26 protein-coding genes are annotated in these 25,674 nt (G+C 59.8%); 16 read left to right on the top strand and 10 right to left on the bottom strand.

The window, feature by feature from the left end; all coding sequences use genetic code 11:
• Window positions 1-25 precede the first annotated feature (25 nt).
• From D3D02_RS11140 to D3D02_RS11095, 10 genes are all read left to right on the top strand, one after another.
• On the top strand, window positions 26-1,849 hold the full coding sequence (locus D3D02_RS11140; protein ID WP_121570065.1) for an ABC transporter substrate-binding protein: 1,824 nt from the start codon (window positions 26-28) through the stop codon (window positions 1,847-1,849).
• Window positions 1,850-1,910: 61 nt separating this feature from the next.
• Entirely contained in the window at window positions 1,911-3,419 is a 1,509-nt protein-coding gene (locus D3D02_RS11135) for a M81 family metallopeptidase (RefSeq protein WP_121570064.1), read from the top strand.
• A gap of 51 nt (window positions 3,420-3,470) precedes the next feature.
• The gene (locus D3D02_RS11130; protein ID WP_121570063.1) at window positions 3,471-4,445 is read left to right on the top strand and encodes an ABC transporter permease; all 975 of its coding nucleotides are present in this window, start codon (window positions 3,471-3,473) and stop codon (window positions 4,443-4,445) included.
• 4 nt (window positions 4,446-4,449) lie between these two features.
• A complete protein-coding gene (locus D3D02_RS11125) occupies window positions 4,450-5,352 on the top strand; it encodes an ABC transporter permease (RefSeq protein ID WP_121570062.1) in 903 nt (300 codons plus the stop codon).
• The gene (locus D3D02_RS11120; RefSeq protein ID WP_121570061.1) at window positions 5,349-6,407 is read left to right on the top strand and encodes an ABC transporter ATP-binding protein; all 1,059 of its coding nucleotides are present in this window, start codon (window positions 5,349-5,351) and stop codon (window positions 6,405-6,407) included. Before D3D02_RS11125 ends, D3D02_RS11120 begins: the two co-directional genes overlap by 4 nt.
• Window positions 6,404-7,756 carry an ABC transporter ATP-binding protein gene (locus D3D02_RS11115; RefSeq protein ID WP_121570060.1) on the top strand — a complete coding sequence of 451 codons (1,353 nt, stop codon included), beginning with the start codon at window positions 6,404-6,406 and terminating at the stop codon, window positions 7,754-7,756. Before D3D02_RS11120 ends, D3D02_RS11115 begins: the two co-directional genes overlap by 4 nt.
• Before the next feature lie 32 nt (window positions 7,757-7,788).
• Window positions 7,789-8,796 (top strand): tetratricopeptide repeat protein, encoded by a 1,008-nt coding sequence (locus D3D02_RS11110; RefSeq protein WP_121570059.1) that lies wholly within the window; start codon window positions 7,789-7,791, stop codon window positions 8,794-8,796.
• Between the two features lie 175 nt (window positions 8,797-8,971).
• Complete coding sequence (locus D3D02_RS11105; protein ID WP_121570058.1) at window positions 8,972-10,009, top strand: sodium:calcium antiporter; 1,038 nt, start codon at window positions 8,972-8,974, stop codon at window positions 10,007-10,009.
• 646 nt (window positions 10,010-10,655) lie between these two features.
• A complete protein-coding gene (locus tag D3D02_RS11100; RefSeq protein ID WP_121570057.1) occupies window positions 10,656-11,534 on the top strand; it encodes a mechanosensitive ion channel family protein in 879 nt (292 codons plus the stop codon).
• A gap of 201 nt (window positions 11,535-11,735) precedes the next feature.
• Entirely contained in the window at window positions 11,736-11,948 is a 213-nt protein-coding gene (locus tag D3D02_RS11095) for a hypothetical protein (RefSeq protein WP_121570056.1), read from the top strand.
• Window positions 11,949-12,015: 67 nt separating this feature from the next.
• On the opposite strand, the gene D3D02_RS11090 is transcribed toward D3D02_RS11095, so the two are convergent.
• Together D3D02_RS11090 and D3D02_RS11085 are read right to left on the bottom strand one after the other, a co-directional pair.
• On the bottom strand, window positions 12,016-12,891 hold the full coding sequence (locus tag D3D02_RS11090; protein ID WP_121570055.1) for an NAD(P)-dependent oxidoreductase: 876 nt from the start codon (window positions 12,889-12,891) through the stop codon (window positions 12,016-12,018).
• 99 nt (window positions 12,892-12,990) lie between these two features.
• Window positions 12,991-13,215, bottom strand: a complete 225-nt coding sequence (locus D3D02_RS11085; protein WP_121570054.1) for a hypothetical protein — start codon at window positions 13,213-13,215, stop codon at window positions 12,991-12,993.
• Between the two features lie 138 nt (window positions 13,216-13,353).
• On the opposite strand from D3D02_RS11085, the gene D3D02_RS11080 reads away from it, so the two are divergent.
• The 3 genes from D3D02_RS11080 to D3D02_RS11070 all read left to right on the top strand — a co-directional run bounded on the left by D3D02_RS11080 (window position 13,354) and on the right by D3D02_RS11070 (window position 15,553).
• Window positions 13,354-13,773, top strand: a complete 420-nt coding sequence (locus D3D02_RS11080) for an EamA family transporter (RefSeq protein WP_121570053.1) — start codon at window positions 13,354-13,356, stop codon at window positions 13,771-13,773.
• Window positions 13,773-14,192 carry an EamA family transporter gene (locus D3D02_RS11075; protein ID WP_121570052.1) on the top strand — a complete coding sequence of 140 codons (420 nt, stop codon included), beginning with the start codon at window positions 13,773-13,775 and terminating at the stop codon, window positions 14,190-14,192. The genes D3D02_RS11080 and D3D02_RS11075 overlap by 1 nt, the downstream gene beginning before the upstream one ends.
• Window positions 14,193-14,269: 77 nt before the next feature.
• The gene (locus D3D02_RS11070; protein WP_121570051.1) at window positions 14,270-15,553 is read left to right on the top strand and encodes an MFS transporter; all 1,284 of its coding nucleotides are present in this window, start codon (window positions 14,270-14,272) and stop codon (window positions 15,551-15,553) included.
• 83 nt (window positions 15,554-15,636) lie between these two features.
• On the opposite strand, the gene D3D02_RS11065 is transcribed toward D3D02_RS11070, so the two are convergent.
• The gene (locus D3D02_RS11065; protein ID WP_121570050.1) at window positions 15,637-16,014 is read right to left on the bottom strand and encodes a cupin domain-containing protein; all 378 of its coding nucleotides are present in this window, start codon (window positions 16,012-16,014) and stop codon (window positions 15,637-15,639) included.
• A gap of 159 nt (window positions 16,015-16,173) precedes the next feature.
• Here D3D02_RS11065 and D3D02_RS11060 point away from each other — a divergent pair, with 159 nt between their 5' ends.
• Window positions 16,174-17,841 carry an aldehyde ferredoxin oxidoreductase family protein gene (locus tag D3D02_RS11060; protein ID WP_121570049.1) on the top strand — a complete coding sequence of 556 codons (1,668 nt, stop codon included), beginning with the start codon at window positions 16,174-16,176 and terminating at the stop codon, window positions 17,839-17,841.
• Window positions 17,842-17,910: 69 nt separating this feature from the next.
• On the opposite strand, the gene D3D02_RS11055 is transcribed toward D3D02_RS11060, so the two are convergent.
• Together D3D02_RS11055 and D3D02_RS11050 are read right to left on the bottom strand one after the other, a co-directional pair.
• Complete coding sequence (locus D3D02_RS11055) at window positions 17,911-18,507, bottom strand: hypothetical protein (protein ID WP_121570048.1); 597 nt, start codon at window positions 18,505-18,507, stop codon at window positions 17,911-17,913.
• 243 nt (window positions 18,508-18,750) lie between these two features.
• Window positions 18,751-19,680 (bottom strand): helix-hairpin-helix domain-containing protein, encoded by a 930-nt coding sequence (locus tag D3D02_RS11050; protein WP_121570047.1) that lies wholly within the window; start codon window positions 19,678-19,680, stop codon window positions 18,751-18,753.
• Window positions 19,681-20,108: 428 nt separating this feature from the next.
• On the opposite strand from D3D02_RS11050, the gene D3D02_RS11045 reads away from it, so the two are divergent.
• Together D3D02_RS11045 and D3D02_RS11040 are read left to right on the top strand one after the other, a co-directional pair.
• The gene (locus tag D3D02_RS11045; RefSeq protein ID WP_121570046.1) at window positions 20,109-20,954 is read left to right on the top strand and encodes a thioesterase family protein; all 846 of its coding nucleotides are present in this window, start codon (window positions 20,109-20,111) and stop codon (window positions 20,952-20,954) included.
• Between the two features lie 121 nt (window positions 20,955-21,075).
• Window positions 21,076-21,570 carry a VOC family protein gene (locus D3D02_RS11040; protein WP_121570184.1) on the top strand — a complete coding sequence of 165 codons (495 nt, stop codon included), beginning with the start codon at window positions 21,076-21,078 and terminating at the stop codon, window positions 21,568-21,570.
• A gap of 56 nt (window positions 21,571-21,626) precedes the next feature.
• On the opposite strand, the gene D3D02_RS11035 is transcribed toward D3D02_RS11040, so the two are convergent.
• The 5 genes from D3D02_RS11035 to D3D02_RS11015 all read right to left on the bottom strand — a co-directional run bounded on the left by D3D02_RS11035 (window position 21,627) and on the right by D3D02_RS11015 (window position 25,520).
• Window positions 21,627-22,103, bottom strand: coding sequence for a MaoC family dehydratase (locus D3D02_RS11035; RefSeq protein WP_121570045.1), 477 nt, complete (start codon window positions 22,101-22,103; stop codon window positions 21,627-21,629).
• 1 nt (window position 22,104) lies between these two features.
• The gene (locus D3D02_RS11030; RefSeq protein WP_121570044.1) at window positions 22,105-22,797 is read right to left on the bottom strand and encodes an ABC transporter ATP-binding protein; all 693 of its coding nucleotides are present in this window, start codon (window positions 22,795-22,797) and stop codon (window positions 22,105-22,107) included.
• The gene (locus D3D02_RS11025; protein WP_121570043.1) at window positions 22,794-23,522 is read right to left on the bottom strand and encodes an ABC transporter ATP-binding protein; all 729 of its coding nucleotides are present in this window, start codon (window positions 23,520-23,522) and stop codon (window positions 22,794-22,796) included. The genes D3D02_RS11030 and D3D02_RS11025 overlap by 4 nt, the downstream gene beginning before the upstream one ends.
• A gap of 112 nt (window positions 23,523-23,634) precedes the next feature.
• The gene (locus tag D3D02_RS11020) at window positions 23,635-24,660 is read right to left on the bottom strand and encodes a branched-chain amino acid ABC transporter permease (RefSeq protein WP_121570042.1); all 1,026 of its coding nucleotides are present in this window, start codon (window positions 24,658-24,660) and stop codon (window positions 23,635-23,637) included.
• Complete coding sequence (locus D3D02_RS11015; RefSeq protein ID WP_121570041.1) at window positions 24,657-25,520, bottom strand: branched-chain amino acid ABC transporter permease; 864 nt, start codon at window positions 25,518-25,520, stop codon at window positions 24,657-24,659. The genes D3D02_RS11020 and D3D02_RS11015 overlap by 4 nt, the downstream gene beginning before the upstream one ends.
• Window positions 25,521-25,674: the final 154 nt, after the last annotated feature.

Genomic DNA, 25,674 nt, shown 5'->3' with positions numbered 1-25,674 from the left:
TCTGAGAGAAACAGGCTCCCGGTAGATGCGTACACCGAACCGTATGAGGAAGTTTCTACTATATACGACCGTGAATAATGCAAGCTTTTATATACTAGGCAATATGTGGTGTGTCTGTATGGTACAAAGCAACAGCAGTGACGGTGCCGATAGACGGTCGTTCTTGCGAATGGCCGGAAGTGTCGGTGCCGTTGGTGCAGGATCGATGCTCGCTGGTTGTTCGGAGTCGGGCGGCGATCAGGGTGGACAAGGGACGACAGCAGGCGGCGGTGAGACAGATACAGCGTCCACAGACGAGAGCACAGAGACAAAGGAGGTCCAGACGGGTGGAGAACTCGTCGTGGCAATGCAGTCGGGGACGGAGACTTTGAATCCGCACAAGGTCTCGTTTACCACCGGCATTACGATGTGTGAGAACCTGTCGAACTCACTATATCGGGTGACTCCCGAGGGCCAACTCAAGCCGGATTTGGCCGCGGAAATGCCCGAGATATCCAACGGTGGGAAGCAATATACGGTAAAAATTCGTGAGGGCGTGCAGTTCCACGAACCATACAACCGTGAAATGACTGCTGAGGACGTCGTATGGAACTTCCGCAAGATTCTGGACAAAGAATACGGGGCGGCAGGCCGTGGCGCATACGTTGGGACGCTCGTCGGTGACGGGATCGACCCCCAAGAGACGGTTCAAAAGACCGGCGAGTACGAAGTAACGTTCAACCTTGCAGAACCGTACGCACCGTTTCTGTACAAGCAGGCGTCGATGTCCGCATTCGCGTGGTTCTCCATCATTCCGCCAGAATCCTTGGAGGAACACGGCGAGAGCCTTGGGACGACGGACACGGGTGCCTGGGCGACGGGGCCGTTCCAGTACGTTCCCGAGGAGTCACAAGGAGGCTCAAAGTTCGTATTCGAGAAGAACCCGAATTACTTCCGCGAGGGCGAGGCTGGTCAACTGCCGTATCTCGACCGGCTCGTCTACCAAGTCGTCCCGGAAGCAAGCGTCCGCTCGACCCAACTGAAATCGGGTGGTGCTGACGTCAACGAATCGGTCGCCGCGACGGAAGTCGGGGCGATGGAGAGCAACTCGAACATCACAGTCCTGAACAAGGCTAGTACGGCAAAGACGAGCCAATGGCTCAATATTGTCAATTTCGAGCCGCTAACCAAGAAAAAAGTTCGCAAGGCCTTGATGCACGCGATGAACCGCGAGGCAATCGTCCAAACGAAGTTCCAAGGCCAAGCCGCAGTTGCACACAGTCCGTTCCCTCCGTGGCACTGGGCCTACAACGAGGAGGCCGCAGTTACGTACGATCACGATCCGGAGAAAGCAAAACAACTGCTCCAAGAAGCAGGCCACGCGGGCCTGTCATTCACTTGTGAACCGGCGAATCAGTCGAAGTTCGTCGACGTGGCGACAATCCTCCAACAGCAGTACAGCCAGGCTGGCGTCGATATGGAGATCACCCCGGTCTCGAAGGGCACCGTCTGGGACCCAGTCACCGCTGATGAAACGCCCGAAGACTTCAATTCGATGCTCGAGAACTTCACCTGGGGATTCGCCGCAGATGACTACGCGTACGCGACGTTCCACTCCGACGCCGTGTTCAACTACACGGAATACTCGGATGAGACAACAGACGAACTGATGACGGAGGCACGCTACGAGCCTGAGCGGGAACAACGTAAGGACATATACGATAAGGTGCAAAAGCGAATCACCGATTCGATGCCAAAGCTGTTCTTGCTCTGGAACAACGTCATTCACGGCCATCGTAACAACGTTCATAACCTCCGCGTCTGGCCCTCGGCGTATATGTGGTTCGAGAACGTGTGGAAAGAAAATTAGCGACTCCTTCCGCTGAAAGATTGTTTCGCAACATCAATTACTTCACATAATGTAAGCTTGTATGCAATTAGGACTAGCCGGCCTCTCACACGAAACCCATACTTTTCTTCCAAACGGGACCAGCGTAGAGCCGTTTGAACGGGATGCCGTCCGTGGCGAGAGTATGATCGAGGAGTTTCGGGATTCGAATACAGTTCTTGCAGGTTTCATCGATGCTTGTGAGGCGGCTGAGGAGTCAGTCGATCTTGTTCCGTCAGTCCATACTCGTGGTGGTGTCTCTGGAACCGTCGACGACGACGTGTACGACCGCTATGTCTCCGAAATGCGGACGACATTCGCTGATCATTCACTGGACGGGGTTCTGTTGTTCCTCCACGGGGCAATGGTCACCGAGAGCCACCTAGATACAGAAGCGGATGTAGTTCAAGAAGTCCGGTCGGCTGTCGGCGATGACGTACCGATCGGTGTGGGTATGGATCTCCACGGTAACGTCGGATCAGCGTTGACTGAGTCCGCAGATGTGGTTTGTGCGTACCGGAGCAGTCCCCACGTCGATCAGCGTGAGACCGGCCGCCGGACTGCCGAGACCGTCCTCGACGCCGCTCACGGTCGGGTGTGCCCGACAACGGCGGTTGCGAAGCCAGGTGTCGTCGTCCCGAGCGTGTTCAGCGCAACCACAGTTCCCCCGGCAAAAGACGTTGTCACACGGGCGGTGACCTGGGAGCACTACCCCGAGCTCCACGACGTCGCTCGCTGGACGGACAAAGATGACGTGCTCGACGTTTCGGTGTTCTTCGGATTCGCGTGGGCAGACGTCCCGCAACTCGGTGTCACGGTGGTAGCAACGACTGATGATGACCCGAAATTTGCACGGCAGATAGTAGACGACCTCGCAGCCTTCGCAGCCGAGCGACGAGAATCGTTCACCACCTCGGAGTCGCTCTACAACGTCCAAGAGGGCGTCAAGCGCGCCCTCGATTGTAGCGCTGATACTGAGGATCCGGTGTTGATACTCGACCACGCCGATCGCTTAGCCGAAACGACATTCGTCCTTCGAGAGCTCATCGATCAGGACGCATCAAACGTTGCTGTTCCACTTATACACGATCCTGATGCCGTCGCGGAGTGCTGCGCAGCCGGAGTGGGGAACGAAGTTACTCTCGACGTCGGAAGCCACACATCGGATCGTGGCGGAGGGCCAGTGCCCCTGCGTGGTCGCGTGGAATTCGTTGGCAAAAAGACGTACACCGCCACAGGCCCGATGAGACGAGGCGAACGTGTGACGCAGGGAAAGACAGCCATCGTTGATGTGGACGGCATCTGGCTGCAATTGACGAGCCGAATGGACGGTGCCGGTTTGAACGACACCGATCCGATCAGCCAGTACGGCTACGAAGCTACTGAGTTCGACGTGATCGTTTCGAAGTCGAAGACACACTTCCGTGGGGTCTTCGAGGACCTCGCCAGTCAGATCATCATCGTCGACGCCCCCGAGTACAGTCCGGCCGACCTTTCACTGTTCGAGTATCAACAGGTCCCAGATGACGTGTACCCGATAACCAACGAGTGAGCTATACACCGAACCACAACTAATTTATCCCAAAAGATGAGAAATAATTGCATGGGTTATGCAAACTATGCTCTCAAACGGTTGGCGCTGACAGTGCCGGTTTTACTCGGCGTCTCAATCGGCGTGTTTCTCCTCATCAAGCTGACCCCGGGGGACCCAATCAACGTCCTGTTGCCGCCGGCACAGCGGACGCCTGCGAAGATTGCACAGTTGGAGCAACGACTCGGCTTGGGTGATCCGCTCTACGTGCAGTATTGGAAGTGGTTATCGCACGCACTCGTGGGCGACCTCGGCCGGTCATACGCGTTGCAACGGCCAGTTACCGACCTCATCATCGAGCGGCTCTGGCCTACCGCGCAGCTGTCGCTGGTCGCCATCCTGACCGCACTATTCATCGCGATACCCACTGGGATTCTCAGTGCCGTCTACAAAGACACGTGGGTTGACCACGCGAACCGACTGATCGCATTCTTCGGGATCAGCGTCCCCGCGTTCTGGCTTGGAATTATGGTTATTATGACATTCAGTCTCTTCTGGGGGAACTGGTTCGGTGGGAACGGGTTGATACCCGCCGGCGGATACGTCAGTCCAAGTGCAAACCTCACTGGATGGGCCCACCACGTCATCGCGCCCGGGATCACCCTCGGTATCGGCTACTCCGCGTTAACTGCTCGGCTCACACGGTCCGCAATGGTCGAGGCGCTCAACGCAGAGTATATCCAGACAGCACGCGCTAAAGGGGCAAAGGAGTCGGTCGTCGTGCTTATCCACGGGTTTCGGAACGCTTTGATCCCCATCGTCACGGTTCTCGGCATCCATATCGGCTTTTTGTTCAACGGCTCGATTGTCGTCGAACAAGTCTTCCAATGGCCGGGAATCGGCCGGTTGTTGTACAGTGCGGTGCTGAACAAGGATCTTCCGGTCATTCAGGGAATCATTCTCTTCGTCGCTGCCGTGTTCGTATTCGCCAATCTAACCGTCGATCTGCTGTACGCGTACCTCGACCCGCGAATAAAACACGAATAAGACAATGTCACAACAAAATTACGACTCGTCGTTCGCTGCAAGGGCCGTATCAAGACTGAACCGCTGGGTCGAATTGTATGGCCGTCTGGATAGGAGCGCGCAGATTTCTTTTGTGCTCGTCGTTGGCGTCATCGTGACAGCCATCGCCGCTCCGCTGCTTGCCCCCTACGATCCAGCGCATCAAGATTACGCGGCCTCGCTGTCGCCGCCGTCCGTCGATCACCCGCTGGGAACCGATCTGACTGGCCGGGATATCCTCTCACGACTCATTTTCGGTGCGCGGGCCTCGCTAGCAGTCGGAATCGTTGCTGTGGGTATGGCTATCGCCATCGGCGTTCCACTTGGGAGTTTCGCCGGCTACGTCGGAGGATGGACCGACGAAGTCATTATGCGGATGATGGATATGGTAATCTCTATTCCAGCTCTAGTCCTCGGGCTTGCGATCGTGGGGACGCTCGGGGCAGGGTTGATAAACGTAATCGGAGTCGTCGCAATCGTTTATTCACCACAATACGCCCGTCTGATACGGGGCAGTGTTCTCTCTGAAAAGGAAGAAGATTACGTCACGGCAGCCGAAAACACCGGGCTTCGCGACAGTGCGCTCCTCGTAAAGCACATCCTGCCCAACGCGGTCACCCCTGTACTCGTACAAGCGACCTACCACGTCGCGACGGCGATCATTCTCGAAGCGTCGCTATCGTTCCTCGGGTTGGGGGTTCAGCCGCCGACAGCGACGTGGGGGGTTATGATCGCCAGCGGCCGTCAGTACCTGCCAGCAGAGTGGTGGATATCAACGTTCCCAGGATTTGCGATAATGATCACTGTACTTGCCTTCAACATACTCGGGGATGGACTGCGCGACGAATTTGATCCGCGGTCGGTGACCCAACAGGAGGGTGGCGCATGAGCAACGAGTATGCGGCCTCACAAGACGACCACGGTAGTCGAACGGCACCCTTAGAGGGGAGCGAGTTGAGCCAGATAGAACGCGACGAACAACCACTACTCAGCGTCGACGATTTGCAGACTCGGTTCAACACCGATGCTGGTATGGTCCAAGCTGTCGACGGAGTGACGTTTGAGATACAGGAAGGAGAGATTCTTGGTCTGGTCGGAGAAAGCGGGTGCGGGAAAAGCGTTACCAGCCGTTCGGTGATGTCTCTCGTCGAATCACCGGGCGAGATTCACGGTGGCCATATTATGTTCGACGGCGAGAACCTTCTCGAAAAGTCGAACGCCGAACTTCGAGACATCCGTGGTGAAGATATCTCTATGATCTTCCAAGAGCCGATGTCTGCGCTCAACCCCGTCTTCGACGTTGGCTGGCAGATCGGCGAGCCACTGCGGATCCACCAAGACCTGAGTAACGCTGCCTCTCGGAAACGGGCCGTTGAACTGATGCGCCGTGTCGGGATCCCCAGTGCGGAGGACAGAGTCGACGCGTTTCCACACCAGTTCAGCGGCGGAATGCGCCAGCGGGCGATGATCGCAATGGCGTTAGCTTGCGAGCCTGACCTCCTCATTGCCGACGAGCCTACGACATCCCTGGACGTAACCATCGAAGCCCAGATTCTCGAAATTATCGAGGAACTGAACGAACGACAGAATATGGCTGTTATGCTCATCACCCACGACCTGGGCGTTGTCGCTGAGGTCTGTGATCGAGTCGCTGTGATGTACGCCGGACGCATTGTCGAGTACGGCGACGTGGTAGACGTGTTCAAGAATCCACGTCATCCCTATACCAAGGGGCTCTTAGACTGCGTGCCGGATCCACGAGAACAGCAAGACACGTTCACACCGATCGACGGACAGGTGCCGGACCTATCAGATCCTCCAGAGGGGTGTAACTTCGCCGATCGGTGCCCGTTCGCCTCAGCGGAGTGTCGCGAGATAGATCCTCGATTGCGAGCGGTCAATGACGATCACTACAGCGCGTGTATCTGGGAGGACCCAGCATGAGTACACACGAGCCACTACTCAGTCTCGATGGAGTGAAGAAATATTTCTACGAGAACGATGGGTTGCTGACTCGGCTCCAGCCGGGGAAGCAGCGAACTGCGGTTCGTGCTGTGGACGGCGTTGATTTGGATTTGACCGCCGGAACGACACTCGGGATCGTCGGTGAAAGCGGCTGCGGAAAAAGCACGCTCGCAAAGACAGTCTTACAGTTGCTTGAGCCGACCGATGGCTCGATCCAGTATCAAGACGCCGATCTTACCGAACAGAGCGACCGAGAACGGCGTGCCTTCCGAAGCGAAGCGCAGATGATCTTCCAGGATCCGTTCTCCTCGCTCAATCCGCGGTACACGGTCAAAGAGACACTCGTCGAACCGATGAAAGTACACGGTATCGGCGATAGCAAAGACGATCGGCTCGATCGTGCTCAAGATCTCCTTGACCGGGTCGGACTGGGCGCCGAGTATATCGACCGCTACCCACACGAGTTCAGTGGCGGGCAACGACAGCGTATCGCAATCGCGCGGGCACTCGCTGTCGAACCGAATCTAATCGTGGCCGACGAACCAGTCTCGGCACTCGACGTGAGCGTCCAAGCACAGATCCTGAACCTGCTGCGTGATCTCAGAGAGGAGATGGATCTGACGATGCTGTTCATATCCCACGACCTCTCGGTCGTACGCCAGATCTGTGACGAGGTCGCAGTGATGTATCTGGGACAAATTGTCGAACGGGCACAAACGAAAGAGCTCTTCGAGAATCCAGCTCACCCCTACACGGAGGTTTTGGTCTCGTCGATTCCGACTCCGGACCCAACTGACACCCGCGAGAAGATCACTCTCACCGGTGACGTACCGACGCCGGTCAATCCCCCGAACGGCTGTCGGTTCCACACTCGGTGCCCGAAAGTCATTCCCGACGCCGACTGGGCATACAGTCAAGAAGTGTGGCGGCGCGTACTCCGGCTGAAAAAGGAAGTCGGGGACGGAGAGGTTCAGCCGAGCGTTATGCGCGAGCAATTGTCTAAAGAGAACGCGGACGTGTCCGCAGACGATATCGTTTCGGCGATCTTCGAAGAGCACGTTGTGGAGGGAGGACTGACAAGCAGTGATCGGGTGACAGTCCCAGAACCGGTAAAATCGACTATTTTCGAGGCACTATCCCTCCTAGTTGACGGGTCGGAGAGAGCGGCATACGACCTTCTTGACCAGGAGTTTTCCTCGGTCTGTGAGTCGACTGTCCCGGAACAGCACTCGGTTTCAAACGACCATCACTCGGTCTGTCACTTGCTCGGGGACGAGTACAGCTCAGCGCCCCAATCGAATCTGGACCAGCAACGACACGACCGATAGGATTTCCATCCACGACTCATTCTGTACCAGATATGACCGATACACATCATAAGCCGACAGATTCAGTTCGCACAGTTCTGCTGAATGCGCTGCGGGAGGTGACTGGTCACGCGACAGGGATTTTAGAAGACGAACAGTCGTATGAAGCAGTACAGACCGCGCTCGAGACAGCAGTACAGGAGAGCGAACGCAGCGAGTTCGATCAGGCACTGGCGGCGGTAAACGAGACAAGCGGACAGGGAGAGGCACAGATTGCACTTCGACGGAGCACTGACGCGGTCTATGATTGGCTTTGTAGCCACGGCGCACAGTTGCGGCTCACGCACCTCACGAGCGTCAAAATGAACGCGCAACAAGTAACTCTGTACAAGTTCCTCCGGACGGAAAATCCGGCTGTGCTGAACGAACTTGACGTTTCCGCAACCGTAGCCGACAGCCTGAAGACCGGCGCCAGCGCGTTGGCATCTGGAGCGACCGATGAGAGCCAACCCGCCTTCAGTGAAGCCATCGAACTCGCCGAAACGCCAGCAGAGAAAGTGAGTGTGTGGGTTCTTGCAGCGTGGACGAGGTGCCGGGCCGGCGAGTACGAAGCAGCCTTACCACTGGTAACGAAGGCGCTCGAATGCGATCCGGAAGCGTGGCCTGCACGCGTGGTCGGGACGGTTGCCGATCACGAGACGCCATCGCTGTTCTGGGAAGACAAGCTGTCAGTGCGTCCCTACTTACGGGTCCGTGCTGAGGTCCCCGAGGGAGGGGACATCGAAGCCGCCGTTCGGCCCCAGCGAAGAAATGACGAGAGATGGGTGTCGTTGTCGGGGCCGCGTGGCTGTCTGCGGGTTCCGGAGGAGTCGTTTGGACCGAACCTCGAAGTTCGTCTTAGATTATCTGGGGCTCTCGGTACGTTTCCGACCGTCCAGGCATATTACCTCGCGGTCGGGGTTGTTGACGAGGTGAACGATGTGCCCCGGACAGTATTCTATCAGCCACTGCAAGGTCCCCGAACGACGGATGCACGCGAAACACTCCGATTTCGGGTATGAGGCAGCAGTGATCGAGTCTGGCACCAAAGCGAGTTGCCTGCACACCAAAGTCGTTCACTATAGTAGCGTTCGCAACTGATTGCGTATCCGATCGCACACTGTTATGTGATCGAGTAGGTGAAAACTTGCGAACGTTACTCGAGTTTGAGATACTGATGCTCACCGAGATAAGATAATGACAGTCAGAGACCCCCTTCCAGGTGCGGCGCTAGAGAGCATATTCGTGGTAATTGTTGCGACCGGAGTAATCTGGGTTGGAAGCAGGTGGTTAGAGGAATCGGCCGAGCACCTTGCGGGCTACTATGGCTTGCCTGCAGTCATTCAGGGTTCAATTATCGTTGCTGTCGGATCTAGTTTTCCCGAACTGGTCAGTGTCGTGCTGACGTCTCTATCCGGAACGTTTGGTATGGGCGTTGGGGCAATTGTCGGGTCCGCAGTCTTCAATATCCTCGTGATTCCGGCACTCGCTGGAATCGTAGCTGATGGTGAACTGGTGACGAGCCGTACAGTCGTGTACAAGGAAGCTCAGTTCTATATGATCGCCATCGCAGTGCTCGTTGTAACGTTTGCGCTCGCCGTGATTTACCATCCGCTCTCCAGGGGGCCTACCTTGATTGGCGAATTGACTCGACCATTAGCGATGCTTCCACTGCTTTTGTACGGGCTGTATCTCTTCGTGCAGTGGCAAGATATCAGCGACTATAGCCCAAGTGAGACCCACTCTGGGATCTCGAAGCGACGAGAGTGGGGCAAGCTTGCTGCCGGACTACTGCTCATCTTAGTCGCTGTCGAAGGGTTGGTTACGAGTGTCGAATCACTTGGTCATTTGTTTTCAATCCCAGAATTCTTTGCAGGAGTCACAATTATCGCTGCTGCAACCAGTCTCCCAGATCTGCTGGTGAGTGTTCGAGCTGCGAACGCAGGAAAAGGAATCACAAGCGTCGGAAACGTCTTGGGATCGAATACGTTTGACCTGCTCGTCACGATTCCTGTTGGCGTCTTAATCGTCGGTGTCGTCCCCGTAAACTTCACCGTCGCGATCCCGATGTTGGCGGCACTTACACTTGCAACCGTCCTACTCTTTACATTTCTTCGGACCGACCTCGTAGTGACGAACGTCGAATCCTACGTACTGCTGGGCACGTATGTCGTGTTTCTGCTGTGGGTGGTTGCGGAGACGACCGGAATGACACAGATTATCCACAGCGCGTGAGCCCTCACAAGACATTCGATGCGACGACCAACAAGCCACTATACCGATTAGTTCCCAGCCCGAAAACTTAATATTTTAGTTAATAAATTTTATTCATAATATAATTTATTAATAGTCTCAATCGACAGTGTCAAAAATATTCTCCTGACAGGTGGCTGAATTACCGCTGCAAACCCATTCCTGAACAAGAATTCGAGAATACAAATGTAAGCTAAGATACTTCACAAAACTCTTTCTCGAAATACTTCATATAACCGCACTACAGATCAGGATCGATTAAATTTTCACATACTGCGTTTCGTAGAGTGTTCGATCTCTCTTGCCTCACAAACCTAATTACCATTTTCAATTATAAATACAATATATTATATAATGCAGCGTGTGTATTGATTTAGTAAGCTCGATCACAGTCCTCTTTCGGACACGAGCCCCGACTTCGCAGCCGAGACGTGGGCAATGACTATCGCTTTTTAATCGAAGCGGTGAGCGTCGATTTCGTCTACTAGCACAGGCCACTTCTCAAGGGGCCAGTAGAAACAAACGGTGAAATTGACCCGTGAGCAGTTTAATGTGCGGCTAGCGCGGCGTCAGTGTTCTTCGCCGAACAAATTATTAAGTATTTAGTAGGAGTCTAGCCGTACGATTTATGTTATTTTTACAACAAGGCGTGTCGGTCGATCCACAGCAGTACGTCCCCGCGATCGTCGGTGCAGTCACGACAGTCGTGTTGTTCGTCGTCGCGTTCGTGATCATCTACCTACTCGGGAAGTACTTCGTGACCCGGGCGGTAGAGCGGAGCCTCAGATACCGGGATTTCGACGAGACGCTCGTAGGGCTGGCGGTGAACACGACCGTCGTAATCGTCGGCGTCGTGGCAGTGGCGCTGGCCGCGACAGTTGCTGGCTTCGGGGTCGTCCTGGCCGCGTTCGCGACCCTCGGTGGCGCGCTCGCGCTCGCCGTCGGCTTCGCCGCCCAGGACCTCATCGCCAACTTCGTCGCCGGCGTGTTCATCATCCAAGACGAACCGTTCACGGTCGGCGACTGGATCGAGTGGAACGGGAACAGCGGGGTCGTCCGGGAGATCCAACTCCGGGTGACGAAGTTGGATACGTTCGACAACGAACTCGTCACCGTCCCGAACAGCGACCTCGCCAGCGCGGCCGTGGTCAACAACGTGGCGAACGATCAACGTCGGGTGGCGGTCGGCTTCGGAATCGGCTACGGAGACGACATCGAACAGGCACGAGAGGCCATCATCGACGAGGGGTCACGGCTCGAAGGCGTCCTGAGCGACCCCGAACCGAGCGCTCCCGTGACGTCGCTCGGTGACTCGGCGGTCGTGCTCTCGGGGCGGATCTGGATCGACCCGAACGAGAGCAGTTACGGTGCGGTCCGCGCGCAGTTCCTCGAAGCAGTCAAGGAGCGACTCGATGCCGAGGGAATCGATATGCCGTACCCCAACACCGAACTCTCCGGCGGCATCGAAGTGACGAACGTCGAGCGCGGGGGAGTCGCCGACGACTGATACTGTCGGACAGGACGATGTGAAAATCAGCAGCACCCCGTGGGTGCCAAAATGATTCACGAACGTCTGTCCGACAGTATGACTCGTCCGTGTTCGGCGGGCGCATACGACACCGAAGCCCGTAGCGCACGTCACCAACTCTCCTGGTGACACGTCTCGCGCACGGCCTATTACCTTGGAGACAGTAGCATAGAATGAGTAATGAAACGCCTAGACCGTCTGTTCGGGCTGCAGATCATTTCGATCGTGGCCGCGTTCGTCGGGGAACTGCTCGCCAGCGAACCGCTGCTGACAGCCGCCGTCGGCGTCTTCGCCGTCACTGTCGTCGCGACCTTCGCGCAGATGACGGGCGACCTCCTGTCGGGGCTCACCCAGCACCGGATACCGGATACCGCGACCGACCAACGTCGCTAGAGCCGACGGCGACTGCCTGTTGTAGCGACGTCCCCTCCAGGGTCGAGACGCCACCCCGGGGCTCTCCTTACACGTGCGGCTCGGGAACCGCTTCGGTAGCGGCAGCGCGCCAGGACCGCGTCGGTTCCCAATCGAAGACCCGGCTGGCCTTCGTCGTGTCGTAGGCGGCCGCGTCACCAACCACAGAGCACTCGTCTGGGACGTCACCGTAGTACTCGGTCATCAGTTCGCGGAGCGGTCGACCGAGCGCGTTGTCCGCGGCGACGCAGTTGAACGCCTCGTGGCCGTCGACGTCGCCGACGAGAGCTGCCGCGACGAGATCTGCAACGTCGCGGACGTCCACGTACGACCAGTAGTTCCCGGCGCCGGCCGCCAGGTCAGTAGTGTACTCGTCGTCGCGACACGCGTACTCGCCGGGAGTCTGTATCCACGACGGGCGGAGAGAGACGACCGGCACGTCGTCGCGACGGGCGATGGTTTTCCCGATTTCTTCAGTCACGACCTTCGAAAGTCCGTACTCGTCTTCCGGGCGGCGCGCGTGCGTTTCGGTGATCGGAAGTTCGTCCGGGATGGGCGTCTCCTCGGCGAAGAAAAAGCCGTACGCCCCATCGGAGGACGCTTGCACGATTCGCGCGCCGATGCGGCCGGCGGCGGTCAGGACGCTGTGCGCTGCAAGGGTGTTGTTTCGGTAGGTGTCGACTCTCGGTCTGGTTCCAGCCGTCGGAATCGCGGCCCAGTGCACGACGGCGTCCGGACGCAGTTCGGTGAGCACGTCGAAGACGCTCCCCGCATCCGTGAGGTCGAGCGCTCGATACGCGACGTCCGGATGGCCGTCGTCCTCCGGGAGGTGTCGGTCGAGGCACGTCACCGCGTGCTCTTCGGTGAGTCGGTCGACGATCCAGCGCCCGGTCTCGCCACGTCCGCCAGTAACGACAACGTCCATACGATAGCGTCTCGGTTCCACCTCTTCACTCGCTCGGTCGCACGACAGCGTGCGATCCCGGAGATGCCCTCGGTCGAGAATCGCGTCTGCGACCGTCCCTCACGCGAACTCCGCGAGCAGCAAGAGCACACTGGGCGCCACCAGGAGGACGAACCCGACGAGGATGAGAACCGCCGGTAGCCAGAGCAGACCCAGTTCGGTGCCGAGCCAGAGCCCGAGCCCTCCGAAGAGGGCGAGCAGGCCGATCAGACGGAGCAGCCAGGTGACGACACCCTCAAATCCCGAGTCGGCGACGACGTCGACGGCTTCGAGGAGCTCGTCCATCGTGCCATTGGGGTCCGATCCGGAGCCACTTGTACTGTCGGGGTATGAGCTATCGGAGCAGTTGCAACCGATTGCGTACCCGACCGCACGACTGCGTGCGATCGGGTGAGTGAAGACGTGCACATACTACGATACCGTATGGAGTACCTTCCGTGGGTGATCGTCGCGCTCGTATCGTACGGGATGCTCGCACCGCTGACCAGCAAGGTGACACAGGAGGTTCCCCCGACGGTGTCGCTGTTCGTCGCTACTGTCGTCTTCCTCGTGCTCACGCTCGGCGTGATGGCCGTAACGGACACGAACCTGTTGTCCTACGTGTTCCTGCCGGCGGCGGGGTACATCTACGTCGGCGGAGTGTTTCTCGGGATCGGGATCCTCTCGTATTACGTCGCGTTGCAACGCGGCCCGGTGAGCGTCGTCGTGCCGATCTACGGGATGTTCATCGTCGGGAGTTCGGTCATCGGGATTCTCTTTCTCGACGAGGCCATCACACTCACGCGAGTCGGTGGCATCACGTCCGCGATTCTCGCGGTCTATCTGAGTTCGGGGGCCGAATGATGGCGCGGCAGTACCTGCAGTTCTCGATCCTCGCGTTCGTGGCCTACAGTCTGGTCGCGCCGCTTTTGAAAATCGCGATGGAAGTGATCCCGAGTACGCCCGCCGTCTTCCTCTCGAACTTCGTGCTCCTCGTCGTTGTCGGCGGTGTGTTGCTCTATCGCGGGCAGTCACCACTACCGTATCTCCGGCACCGATATACGCCACACGTCGTCGCCCTCGGCATCCTGCTCACCGTCGGCTTGCTGACGTACTATCGAGCACTCGCGCTGGGGCCGGTGAGCATCGTCGTGCCGATCTACGGGCTCTTTATCGTCGTGAGTTCGGTCATCGGCATCGTCGCGTTCGACGAAGCGCTCACGCCGCGGAAGCTGGCGGGAATCTTCTTCAGCGTCCTGGCGATCGTGCTGATTTCGATGTGACTGATCGGTACTCGTTGCTGTTCCGTTCCGCAGATCGACCAGTATAAGCCGTTGACCCAGCGTCGTAGTGAGTAACGATGAGTCGGAAGCGATCGACGCGTCGGTGGCTGTTCGTGGCGCTGGGGGCGGCCGTGATGGGCGGTGCCGGCACCTACCAGTTCGTGTGGTCGTCGCTCAGTGCGGCCGTCGGCGCGCGCATTCCCGCTTCACAGACTGCCTTGGGGACGGTGTTCACCCTCTTCGTGGTGGCCCAGACGCTCGTCCAGTTGCCAGCCGGGAGCATCCGGGATCGGTACGGCCCGCGAAAACTGCTCGTTGCGGCGGCCGCGTTGATGTTCGCGGGCTACGCCGGCTTGGGGGTGGCCCCCACGCTCCCCGTGGTGTATGCGTCCTACGCGATCGGCGGTCTCGGCGCGGGCATCGCCTATACGGTCGCGGTCAACACGCCCGTCAAGTGGTTCGACGAGTACCGCGGTCTGGCGACCGGCATCGTCTCGATGGCTTACGGCGGAGTGAGTTTCGTGGTGATCCCGCTGGTCAGAGGGGCGATCGACGCCGCCTTCACGCGAACCCTGCTCCTGTTGGGCGTCGCTGTCGGGATCGTCGGACTGTTCGCTGCGGGGTTGCTCCGTGATCCGTCGGTGGGGCCGTCGAATCCGGAATCGTCTACGACGACGGACTGCAGTGAGACGGCCCCCTCGGAGACGGATGATTCCCTCAGGGGTTCCGACGATGCGGACGACGCGGTCGGTTGGCGAACCGCCGCGCGAACCTGGCAGTTCTGGGTGTTTTATGGGGTGATGGTCGTCGTCAACGGCGTCGGATTGATGTTGATCGGGCAGTCGGTCGGCTTCACGACCGGCCTCGGTCTCTCGCCGGCGACTGCGACGACCGTCGCCTCGATCATCGCGCTGGCCGACGGGGGCGGGCTGTTAGTGCTCGCTGGCCTGTCGGATCGTATCGGCGAAGAACGGACCGCCGGCGCGTCGCTCGTGCTCTGCGGGGTGGCACTCGCTGGGGCCGTCGCGAGCGGGGCTCGCGGGTACGGGTCGCTGTTCGTCGTGTTCGTGGGCGCGGCGGCGTTCTTCCGGAGCCCGGTGTTCGCGATCTTCCCGAGCCTCGTCGGCCGCTACTACGGCGAGGCACGCTCCTCGGAGAACTACGCTGCGATCTATACCGCGAAGGTCCCCGGCGGAGTCTTCGGCGGCACCGTCACCGGCGCGCTCATCGCGATGCTGGGGTGGTCGACCGCCTTCTACATAGGTGCCGTGCTGGTGGTGGGCGCGGGGATCGGCGCACTCTCCCTTCGGCCGGTGCAGACGGATGCGTCAGCGACGGGTGACGCCTCCGAATCGACGTGAGAGACGGTCCGCAGTGGTGGCGCCCCAGTGCGAGAACGCGATTCGAATGGCGACGCTGCGGTGTGAGACCCCCCTCGACGAACTCACTCGAGGATCGTGATGTCGTCTGCAGCCTTCGGCACGAGACAGAGAAACGACCCCTGTTCGTCGCTTTCGTTGTGGTACCAGTGTTCGACACCCGCAGGGATCAGCAGCGAGTCGCCTGCGGAGACGGCGTACGTCTCCTCGCCGATGCCGACCGCGTACTCGCCTTCGAGGACGTACTGTTCGTGTTCGACTTCGTTGGTGTGGCGTGGGACGCGGGCGCCCGGTTCCAACACGAACCGGCGCATATTGAACTTCGGCGTCTGTTGGTCGTCTCCCAGCAGAACGCCCTTTTCGAGTCCATCAGCCAACTCGACCGCCTCGTACTCGATGTCTGCGGCGCGTCGAACCAGAGGTGCAGGATTCGTTTCTGCCATCGACTTGGATATCGGAGAGACACAACTTGGTTCTATCCACGGGCGTCTCCCGTTCGACCTCCGGAGCGAGTCCACGCGCCGCGGCAGTGTTCTGCCCGTCGACGTACTCTGCGGCGTCCGATACTGAGTTTTATACCGGTAGGAATCCGTCTACCGATAATGCTGCACAGTTCTGGTCCGTTGCTATCGGTGGACCTCACGTCGCGAGATGCGACGACCGAATCGATCGACGACGTCCTGGAATCGTACATCGGCGGCCGAGCGGTCGGCACGAAACTCGCCCACGACCGTGTCCCGTTCGACGCTGATCCGCTGGGTGCCGAGAACCACCTCTTTCTCAGTACCGGGCCGATGCAGGCCTCACAGATGAGTTTCACCGGGCGGATGAACGCCACTGCGGTGTCGCCGTTGACCGACGGGCTTCTGTCTTCGAACGCGGGCGGATTTATGTCGCGGCACTTCGCGGACACGGGCTACAGCGTCGTCGAACTCACGGGCGCGAGCGATACGCTCCTGATCGTCCACGTCAGGGACGATAGTATCGAATTCGAGGAAGTGCCGAATCTTGCAGCCGCGACCGTGCCCGAGACCTGTGCGTACATTCGCGAGGAGCACGGTCTCGATTCGGACCACGTCGCGTGCATCGGTCCGGCCGGGGAGAACGAGGTTCGATTCGCGTCGGTGATGACGACCGAAGAGCGAGCGTTCGGACGCGGGGGGCTCGGTGCTGTCCTCGGCTCGAAGAACGTCAAGGCGATTACCTTCGACGGGGACGCAGCGCCGGAGATCGAGGTCCCAGCGGGCCAAATGGAGATCCATCGCGAGGCCGCCACCGACGACCACATTATGAAACAGCAGGGCACGGTCGCAGTGATGGACCTCGCGAACGAGGTGAACGGACTGCCCTCGTATTATTTCTCCGAGCAGTCGTTTGCGGGCGTCGAAGGAATCAATGGGGATGCAGTAGCCGAGAAAAAATACAAGAAGGGAACGTGCTCGTCGTGCGCGTTCGCGTGCAAACTGCCGACGAGAGACGAAGCGCGAGGCGTCGAGACCGAGGGCCCCGAGTTCGAGGTGGCGATGGCGTTCGGATCGAATTCCGGCGTCGACGACATCGTGGACGTGATGCAATCGAACGAGCGCTGTGACGTGTACGGCCTCGACGCGATCTCCGCGGGGAACACGGTCGCGGCGTACCTGGCGGCCAACGACGCCTTCGGAGACACCGAGTTGATCCTCGACTTGCTGGACAAGATCGCTCACCGTGAGGGCGTCGGCGACACACTCGCAGAGGGTATCGGTCGCGTCCACGGTGAGTTGGGCGTCGAGAACTGGTCGGTGAAGAATATGGACTTCGCCGCACACGAGGGGCGCGTTCTGCACGGGCAGGCGCTCTCGTACGCGGTGGCGAACCGGGGCGCAGATCATATGTACGCCACGTTTTATTCGGTCGAGTACCCGCTCGTCCCCGACGACGAAGCGATGGACCCCGTCGGGTTCGAGGGCAAAGCCGAACGGCTCGTCGAACGCGAGAACCTGATGGCACTCAACGACAGCGGAATTATCTGTAAATTCTCGCGCGATTATATGACGCCGGAACGGTACGAGATGCTCTTCGGCGCCGACTTCGAGGAGTTGCTGTCCGTCGGCAGCCGAACGGTGACGCTGGAACGGCACTTCAACAACCAGCGCGGATTCGACAGCAGCGACGACAGCCTACCGTACGCCGACGAACTGCCCGGCCTCGAAGAGGCGATCGGAGAGTACTACCAGTCACGGAACTGGAATGGAGACGGGACCGTCCCGAGGGCGGAACTCCCCGCGTAGACCGACCAAATCGACTGTCCTGGCTCCGTTTACGGCGTCCGTAGTCCGCCGGGAGCGCCGAAATAGTAGTTAGGTCTCACCAGCCGGGAGACGCTGGTCGATCGCCGCGATCAGGTCCGCCGGCCGTTCGTCCGCTGGGTACGACCGCTCGCCGTCGGTAAGATGGAGTTGCACCGACCCGTCAGCGTACGCGATCCCGTCGATCTGCTCGTAGGGAATCTCCTCGGAGTCCGTCGCAAGCGACCATTTGGTGTTGAATAAATTCACCATCGCATCGTCGTAGACCGTCACAGCGTCCTCGCCAACCGTCAGGACGGTCGCCTGGTAGCGCTTCGCGACGTCGAGGCCGAGGACGGAGCCCTTCGCGGCAGTCACGGCGTACACCGAGGCTTCGTCCGCCTCGCTGTCGATCCCCGCCGCGGCCCGACAGAGCTTGTTCGTTCCGTCGGCAAGCGCGTCCGCCGCCCCGTTCACGACGGCACGCACGCCGAGGCCGGTCAGCGCCAACCCACCGATCAGCAGGCCAGTACCGAGGTAGATCTGATCGCTCACGAAGAGGAAGTTCCCCGCGACGATGAGCGCCATCACGACTACCCACGGCCACTGCCACCCAGCGGTCCACACCGGCGAGAACGTATTGATCTCGATCGGGCCGGACTCAGCCATCACGGTGCCCTCCAGGTATCACACGGCGCGCGTCAAGTATCACAGTCGAGCCTTCGACCGTGTCGTACTTCGATGTTGCTTTCGCGACGAGTCGCGGAACTACCTTGCCGACGAGAGGATCGGTCTGCCGTGGACGGTCTCCAGGATATCCGTTGGTCGGCGACCCGATTGGACAATAGAAAATATAGATTTATAAGTATATGAATCCTATTATACCTATAAAAATGATATAATTGGAGATACTCACGTCTTCGAGCGCTGTTCGCGCACGAGTTCGTTGGCGCGATCGATCCAGTCCTGTGCCTTGTTTTCGGTCACGTTCGCCGCCGCTGCAATGTCAGTCGGGTCGCTGTCCGCGAGACTGCCGAGTGTGTCGGTGCCGGCCGCCGCGAGACGGTCGTGGTACGTCGGTCCGAGGCCACTGATACCTTCGATGTCCTGTTCGGCAGGATCCGGTTCCGCGTCCGTCGTTTCGGACACCACTGCGTCGGTCTGTTCGGATACCTCTCGCTCCGTTTCTGCGACCGCATCCGTCGAGGACTCCGCTTCGTCCCCGCTAGGTGTATGTATTATTTCTATGAGTTTTTCCAATTGCTGTTCAATTCGTGATATTCGTTCGTCTATCTCGGGCGAACCGGATTCCTCCGTTGTGGGGGGCGACTCGCCGATCGATTCTTCGGCTGCCGTGTCTTCGGGATCGCTGGTATTGGTACCGGTCGTCGACGGTGCTTGCGCTCCGATCTCGGACTCTGTGAGTGACAGTTGTTGGAACTGCTGGGCCCGCTTGCGGACCTGTTCGAGCGCCCGGTCGATCGTCCGGCGGCGCTCGTAGAGGCGGTCCTGGCGTTCGACGTCCTCGTCTTCGACTGTGCCCTCGTCGATGAGGTCTTCGACCTGACGATCGAGCCCCTCGCGGAGCGACTCTATCTCGTCGAGGAACGTCCCGAGTCGCGACTCCAGTTCGTCCGCCGAACCGATCTCGGGCGCGGGAACGCCGAGGCGGTCGTGTTCTAATGCGACGACGTCGTCGGGGAGGACGTACTCCAGTCGCTCGTTTGGGACGTAGCCGACGGCGCCGTTTTCTTCCTCGCCGCCGATCAAGACGATGCCCGTGTCGATCGCTTTGAAGTCAGTACAGTCGATGATCAGGCCGTCTTCACAAATTACTTTCATTGTCTGTTATCGTATGATCGCTTCGTTGCTGGCCGCTGTTACCGTCTGCACGAAGTGAACGGGGTGCTAGAGACGACACAGCAGTTCGGACCAACCGTTCCAAAATGTAAGCTGTTGTATGCGGCAAAAAATGTTATTTCACTTTAGCTGGGTATGAGCAGCTTTCTTCTGGTAATCATATATTTCCGAGTGCTGAACAGAGCCACGGTGAGACAGGACGAAGTTCCAGGCGATGTGAGTAACGGAAACCCCGAGTGGGGTCCAGAGGGCTATAGAATCATTCGCAACTGATGCTGATTGCTCACCCGATCACACGCTGTCGGTCAACCGAGAATGAAGACTTGCAAATGAGATGTAACGTCCCCGAACCGTCCCGGGTTCTTGCCGGCACCTAAACTATGTTGTCACCGGCTATCGACCCCCGAGGTATGCGAACTATCGACAATCACTCTGTTCGCTTCGGCGAGCTTGCGGGACCACTGGTACACCACGCGATGTTCTTCGATTGGCAGCTCATCTCGACGCAGGAGATCGCCTACGAGGTCGAGTATCCGTTCGAGGACCTCGTCGCCGACGACGCCATCCCGTACGCGCCGGTCGGACTCGACGCGACGATCCACCGGTATCCGACGTTCGGCGACACCGTTTCGGTGGAAGTCACGCCGCTCAGCGTCGGCAACTCCAGCGTGGAACTTCTCTACGAAGCGGTCGACGCCGACGGCGACCCTTATTCGACAGCGCGAATGACCCACGTGACGATCGCGCCGGAAGGCGGCGCACTGCGTCTCCCGGAAGCGACGCGGGAACGGCTCCGCGAACTCCAGGCCGACCGAGAGGTTGACATAGGCCCCTCGGGCGGAGCCCACGACGCCGACGCCTATCCGACCTTCGAGGAGTACTTCCGAGTGCACAGCCCACACATCGAAGGCTCCGAACTGGCCTACTTCGAGGAGTACCCCCGATTCGCCGATATCGCACTCGAATCGTTCGTCGCGAACGATGGCCCCCGGCTGAGCGAACTCGCCGGCGAACGACAGCCGTTCCGCCTGCGTGACTGGCACTGGGACTTCAAATCCCCCGTGCTCTTCGACTCGCTACTCGAAGTCGAGTGCGACGTCGAAGCGGTCGACGAGGAGACGGTACGGATCGCACATACGTTCCGAACCGACGACGAGACGCGTATCGAGGGCGTCTCCGAGTACGGGTGCTTCGATCGCGAGGGCGAGCCCACCCAGTTCACCGACGAGATGTTGGCGCCGTTCCGACAGGAGTAAGCGAAGACTCGGTGCGGAGCGGTACAGACCGAATCGGTGACGGAGGCGGTCGTCGCCAGTGACGCTTTTGTAACCTCGGCTCGCGCACAGAAATACGGCAATGACAGGCGACGACACGGCAATGACAGACGACGACACCCCAATCCACGAGACGCCCATCCACGTCGATCACGTCGGCATCGCAGTCGAATCGGTCGAGGACGCAGCGCCCGTATTGGACGCGCTGGGCTGTGAACGACTGCTCGACGACACCGTCGACGGAGAGTTCCGCTGGGTCTACTACAGCCTAGGGAACGCCTCGCGGATCGAATTGATCGAACCGATCGCCGAGGAATCGTTCCTCACGGCGTTCTTAGAGCGGCACGGCCCCGGCCTCCATCACGTGACCCTCGAAGTGGCCGACATCGACGCGACGATCGAGCAACTCGACACCGCCGGCGTCGACGTCGTCGATCGGAAATCCTACGCGGAGTGGACAGAAGCGTTCGTGTCGCCGCGGAACGCGACGGGAACGCTGTTCCAACTGATGGAGTACCACGAAGCGTACACGGAGAATACGGAGCACGACCCGGAGTCGCTCTACGTCGGTGGCGAACGGCTCAGCAGCGAGAAGTGAGGGGGCTGGTCACGACGGCAGACGTGGCTGTTGGGTCGACGTCTCCACGGGCGGGCCTAGCCGTCCGCACCGAGAGGCCACGCGTCGCCGGCGGCGCGGGTGAGGAAGATGTTGGTCGACCGCCAGTAGATGACTTCCTCGCCGTCGCCGTTCTCGGCGCTGACTTCGAGGTCGACGTACCCGCGGTCCTCACGGCTGCTCGACGGCGTCGTGTCCAACACGTCGAGTTCGACGGAGACGGTGTCGCCGGGACGGACGGGCGTTCGCCAGCGGAGCTCTTCGAGCCCGAACGAGCCGAGCGTCGCCGTCTCCCGGAGGAACCCCTCGACGAGGAGGGCCATACAGGCACTCGCGGTGTGCCAGCCGCTGGCGATGAGTCCGCCGTACATCGTCTCTTTGGCCACTTCCGGGTCGGTGTGGATGAGCTGTGGATCGTATCGGCGGGCAAACGACAGCAACTCCTCGCGGTCAGCCCTGTAGGATCCGAGGTCGTGCGTTTCGTCCGCCGAAATCTCCTCGAAATACCGGACCATATTACAGATACGCTTCCTTGACGTGGTCGCTCTCTAAGAGTTCCTGCCCGGTGTCCTCGCGGACGACACGGCCGTTCTCTAAGAGATATGCCCGTTCGGCCATCGCGAGCGCACGGTTGACGTGCTGCTCGACCAAGAGGACCGTAATGTCTTCGCTGATCTCTTCGATCTTCTCGAAGACGCGGTCGGTGATCTGCGGCGCGAGCCCCTCGGAGGGCTCGTCCAACGCGAGGATCTTCGGCTGGGCCATCAGCCCCCTGCCGATCGCGAGCATCTGCTGTTGGCCGCCGCTCATCGACTCCGCGCGCTGATCGGCGCGTTCTTCGAGGATCGGGAACAGCTCGAACACCTCCTGCATCGTCGCTTCGAGGTCGTCGCGTTTCGTGTACGCCCCCATCTCCAGGTTCTCGCGGACCGTCATATCGCCGAAGAGGTTCCGCTCCTCGGAGACGTGGACGAAGCCCCTGCGGACGATGTCGGACGGGCTGAGCGTCGCCGCGTCCTCACCCCAGACGTGGACGGTCCCGTCATCGACCGGGTGCAGACCCGACATCACGCGGAGCAGCGTCGACTTCCCCGCGCCGTTGGGGCCGACGATCGAGACGACGCCGTCGTCCTCGGTGACCTGGAAGTCGAGGTCCCAGATGACCTGGATGTTGCCGTAGGAGACGTCGATGCCGTCGAGTTCGATCACGAGTGGTCCTCCCCGAGGTACGCCTCGGCGACGGCCTCGTCGTTTTGGATCTCTTCTGGCGTTCCTTCGGCGATTTTCCGGCCGCTCTTCAGTACGATGATGCGATCTGCAGTTCCCATAATTGCGTCCATAATGTGTTCGATCCAGAAGACCGAGATGCCACGCTCGTCGCGGAGGCGACGGATCGTATTCGAGAGTTCGCTGATCTCTCCCGGCGTGAGTCCGCTCGCGATCTCGTCGAGCAGGACGAGGTCCGGGTCCGACGCCACAGTGCGGGCGAGTTCGAGTTGTTTCTGCTGGGCGATCGGGAGATTCCCGGCCTCCATTTCTGCTTTCTCCTCGAGACCGACGAACGCGAGCGCCTCGCGGGCGCGTTCCTCTGCGTCCTCCTGTGAGATCGACTCGTCGCTGCCGAACAGCGCGCCGGCGAGCGCGTTCTCGAAGACGGTCATCTCGCCGAAGACGCGGACGATCTGGAAGGTGCGAAGCAGTCCCGAGCGAGCGATCTCGTGGGTGTCGAGCGCGACGATGTCCTCACCGTTGAACGTGATCTCGGTGTCCTCCTCGGGGTCGAGGACGCCCGTGATGGTGTTGAACAGCGTGGTCTTCCCAGCACCGTTCGGGCCGATGAGTGCGACGATCTCGCCACGTCCGATCTCCAGGTCTACCCCGTCGATGGCGACGAGACCGCCGAACTTCTTGCGGATGTTCGCGGCCTTAAGCATTGGTACCTATATACAGACCGCCTTTGTGTAATAACGGTTTTGCCTTATCGAACAACACAAAGGCGATCTCGTCGGGCGATTACAGAAAGAGAGCGCAGCGGGAAGCGAGAGATTAGCTCTCTGCGTCGGCCTCTGTGGGCGTTCCGCCGTTACCGCCACCGAGCGAGATGTCCCAGTCTTCGAGGAGGTCCTCGGCGGCGACGATGACGCCGCTGCGGAAGTACAGGAAGAGGATGATCAGTAGGCCGCCGAAGATGGCCGTCCGCCAGTTGGCCGCATACGTCCCGAGCGCCGCCTCGATGACTTCGACGATGATCGCACCCACGATCGGGCCGTAGGTCCGCCGGATGCCGCCGACGATGAGGACGATCAGTGCGATCACGTCGACCGCGAGGAACGTGAATATCGAGGGCGTGATGTAGGACGCCTCACGGGCCAGCAGCGTGCCGGCGATCGCGATGAGCACGCCCGCGATGAAGCCCGCGATGGCCTTGTAGCGAACCACGTCGATCCCGATGGATTCGGCCGCCAGCTCGTCCTCGCGGATGGCCTCGAAGGCGATCCCGTACCGGGAGGACTTGATGAGCCAGAGGTACAGCACCATCCCGGCGAGCAGGAACGCCAGAATGAGGTAGTACAGCACCACTGCCGTGGGGACGCCGACCGCGTCGGCGACGCCCGACAGCGAGAACAGTTCGTACGGGAAGCCCGTCGAGCCGCCCGTGAGATCCCGAGCGCCGATGAACGCCTCCGAGAACACCAACTGGAGGTTCAGCGTCAGGATCGAGATCAGGATGACCGTGAAGCGCCGCCGCGCGGACACCCAGCTCACCGACATCGCGATGACACCGCAGAGGAGCGCGGCCACCGGCAGTCCGATCCACGGCGTCACGCCGAACGAGTCCGCGACCAGAGCAGTCGTATACGCACCGACGCCACCGAGTCCCCCCATAAAGAGGAACAGCTGGTCGTTGTGCCCGAACACGATGTTCAGCGCGAGCGCGAACAGCGCGAACAGGAGGATCCGCGAGAGGACGCCGATGTAGTAGCCGCTGCCGAGCACCGGCAGGGGAGCGAGCACGAACAGGATGCCGACGAGCGCGAGGCTGCGGGCACCCGGAAGCCGTTCGGTGTTCACGACGACATCACCTCCGGACGAACGAGGAGGAAAACGATCGCCGCGCCGAAGAGGATGATCGTCGCGAAGTACGAACCGACGAAGAAGTTCGCGTACGTGTTGATCAAGCCGAGCACGAGGCCAGCGACGACCGCTCCCACGAGGCTTCGGATCCCGCCGACGATCGAGACGATGAGCGCGAAGGTCGTGAACTGGAAGCTATTCGCCACGCTGACGTTCGAGCGCGCCGCGGCGAGGATCCCCGCCAGCCCGGCGACGACCGCCGAGAGGACGAACACCAGCGTGCGGAGCTTTCGGGGATCGATGCCCACCAGCCGTGCGCCGCGTTCGTCCTGGAAGATCGTCCGCGTCGCCTTTCCGAGGAATGTCCGGTTCAGGAACAGGAACAGGACGGCGATGATCACGGCAGTAACGATGATACTCACGACCGACGTGCCGGTGACGACGGTCGCGCCCACGTCGATCGGGGAGATGCCGAGCGGGAGCGAGTACCGCGAGGAGACGTAGTTGACCATCACGCCTTCGAGCAACACCGTGAGGCCGAGCGTCGTGAAGATGCCCAGCAGGATCCGCTCTTCGCCCTCCGAACGGTAGACTAACGAGAGGAGCGTCCGGTCGACGAGTAAGCCGAACACGCCGACGAACGCGAGCCCCGCGAGGATCGCGATCGGGAGGGACATCCCCTCGTTGATCAAGAGCGCGGCCGTGATCGCGGCAATAACCGCGAACGCGCCGATCGCGAGGTTCAACACCTCACCCAAACCGTAGACTAGCGTGATCCCGACGCCGAGAAGCGCCAGGGACGCGCCGAACGCGAGCCCGTCGACGGCGAGTGCCGCCAATGTGCTAACTGTTACCATCTATTGCCCCAGATTACGGATACCAGTGTATACTTTTCGACTTCGGATGCGTTTTCGTGTGAAATTGGAGTCATAATAGCGAGAGGCGTGCGGTGCCGAGCGCGGCCGCGCACAGCGGGAGGAACGAACCCTCGTGAAGGCGGCTCCCGACTCA

This window comes from Halobellus sp. Atlit-38R (assembly GCF_003665925.1).
GTDB classification, from domain to species: domain Archaea; phylum Halobacteriota; class Halobacteria; order Halobacteriales; family Haloferacaceae; genus Haloquadratum; species Haloquadratum inordinatus.
The sequence above is the reverse complement of the archived record's forward strand: the minus strand, read 5'-3'. Positions and strand labels throughout refer to the sequence as shown.

Excerpts from the sequence above, each read along its gene's own strand:
- D3D02_RS11065 (WP_121570050.1), bottom strand. The coding sequence starts at position 16,014 with ATGGCAGAAACGAATCCTGCACCTCTGGTTCGACGCGCCGCAGACATC.
- D3D02_RS11045 (WP_121570046.1), top strand. The coding sequence starts at position 20,109 with ATGCGAACTATCGACAATCACTCTGTTCGCTTCGGCGAGCTTGCGGGA.
- D3D02_RS11070 (WP_121570051.1), top strand. The coding sequence starts at position 14,270 with ATGAGTCGGAAGCGATCGACGCGTCGGTGGCTGTTCGTGGCGCTGGGG.
- D3D02_RS11015 (WP_121570041.1), bottom strand. The coding sequence starts at position 25,520 with ATGGTAACAGTTAGCACATTGGCGGCACTCGCCGTCGACGGGCTCGCG.
- D3D02_RS11085 (WP_121570054.1), bottom strand. The coding sequence starts at position 13,215 with ATGGACGAGCTCCTCGAAGCCGTCGACGTCGTCGCCGACTCGGGATTT.
- D3D02_RS11035 (WP_121570045.1), bottom strand. The coding sequence starts at position 22,103 with ATGGTCCGGTATTTCGAGGAGATTTCGGCGGACGAAACGCACGACCTC.
- D3D02_RS11075 (WP_121570052.1), top strand. The coding sequence starts at position 13,773 with ATGGCGCGGCAGTACCTGCAGTTCTCGATCCTCGCGTTCGTGGCCTAC.
- D3D02_RS11040 (WP_121570184.1), top strand. The coding sequence starts at position 21,076 with ATGACAGACGACGACACCCCAATCCACGAGACGCCCATCCACGTCGAT.
- D3D02_RS11125 (WP_121570062.1), top strand. The coding sequence starts at position 4,450 with ATGTCACAACAAAATTACGACTCGTCGTTCGCTGCAAGGGCCGTATCA.
- D3D02_RS11080 (WP_121570053.1), top strand. The coding sequence starts at position 13,354 with ATGGAGTACCTTCCGTGGGTGATCGTCGCGCTCGTATCGTACGGGATG.
- D3D02_RS11105 (WP_121570058.1), top strand. The coding sequence starts at position 8,972 with ATGACAGTCAGAGACCCCCTTCCAGGTGCGGCGCTAGAGAGCATATTC.
- D3D02_RS11110 (WP_121570059.1), top strand. The coding sequence starts at position 7,789 with ATGACCGATACACATCATAAGCCGACAGATTCAGTTCGCACAGTTCTG.
- D3D02_RS11050 (WP_121570047.1), bottom strand. The coding sequence starts at position 19,680 with ATGAAAGTAATTTGTGAAGACGGCCTGATCATCGACTGTACTGACTTC.
- D3D02_RS11140 (WP_121570065.1), top strand. The coding sequence starts at position 26 with ATGCGTACACCGAACCGTATGAGGAAGTTTCTACTATATACGACCGTG.
- D3D02_RS11115 (WP_121570060.1), top strand. The coding sequence starts at position 6,404 with ATGAGTACACACGAGCCACTACTCAGTCTCGATGGAGTGAAGAAATAT.
- D3D02_RS11060 (WP_121570049.1), top strand. The coding sequence starts at position 16,174 with ATGCTGCACAGTTCTGGTCCGTTGCTATCGGTGGACCTCACGTCGCGA.
- D3D02_RS11090 (WP_121570055.1), bottom strand. The coding sequence starts at position 12,891 with ATGGACGTTGTCGTTACTGGCGGACGTGGCGAGACCGGGCGCTGGATC.
- D3D02_RS11055 (WP_121570048.1), bottom strand. The coding sequence starts at position 18,507 with ATGGCTGAGTCCGGCCCGATCGAGATCAATACGTTCTCGCCGGTGTGG.
- D3D02_RS11095 (WP_121570056.1), top strand. The coding sequence starts at position 11,736 with ATGAAACGCCTAGACCGTCTGTTCGGGCTGCAGATCATTTCGATCGTG.
- D3D02_RS11025 (WP_121570043.1), bottom strand. The coding sequence starts at position 23,522 with ATGCTTAAGGCCGCGAACATCCGCAAGAAGTTCGGCGGTCTCGTCGCC.
- D3D02_RS11100 (WP_121570057.1), top strand. The coding sequence starts at position 10,656 with ATGTTATTTTTACAACAAGGCGTGTCGGTCGATCCACAGCAGTACGTC.
- D3D02_RS11130 (WP_121570063.1), top strand. The coding sequence starts at position 3,471 with ATGGGTTATGCAAACTATGCTCTCAAACGGTTGGCGCTGACAGTGCCG.
- D3D02_RS11135 (WP_121570064.1), top strand. The coding sequence starts at position 1,911 with ATGCAATTAGGACTAGCCGGCCTCTCACACGAAACCCATACTTTTCTT.
- D3D02_RS11120 (WP_121570061.1), top strand. The coding sequence starts at position 5,349 with ATGAGCAACGAGTATGCGGCCTCACAAGACGACCACGGTAGTCGAACG.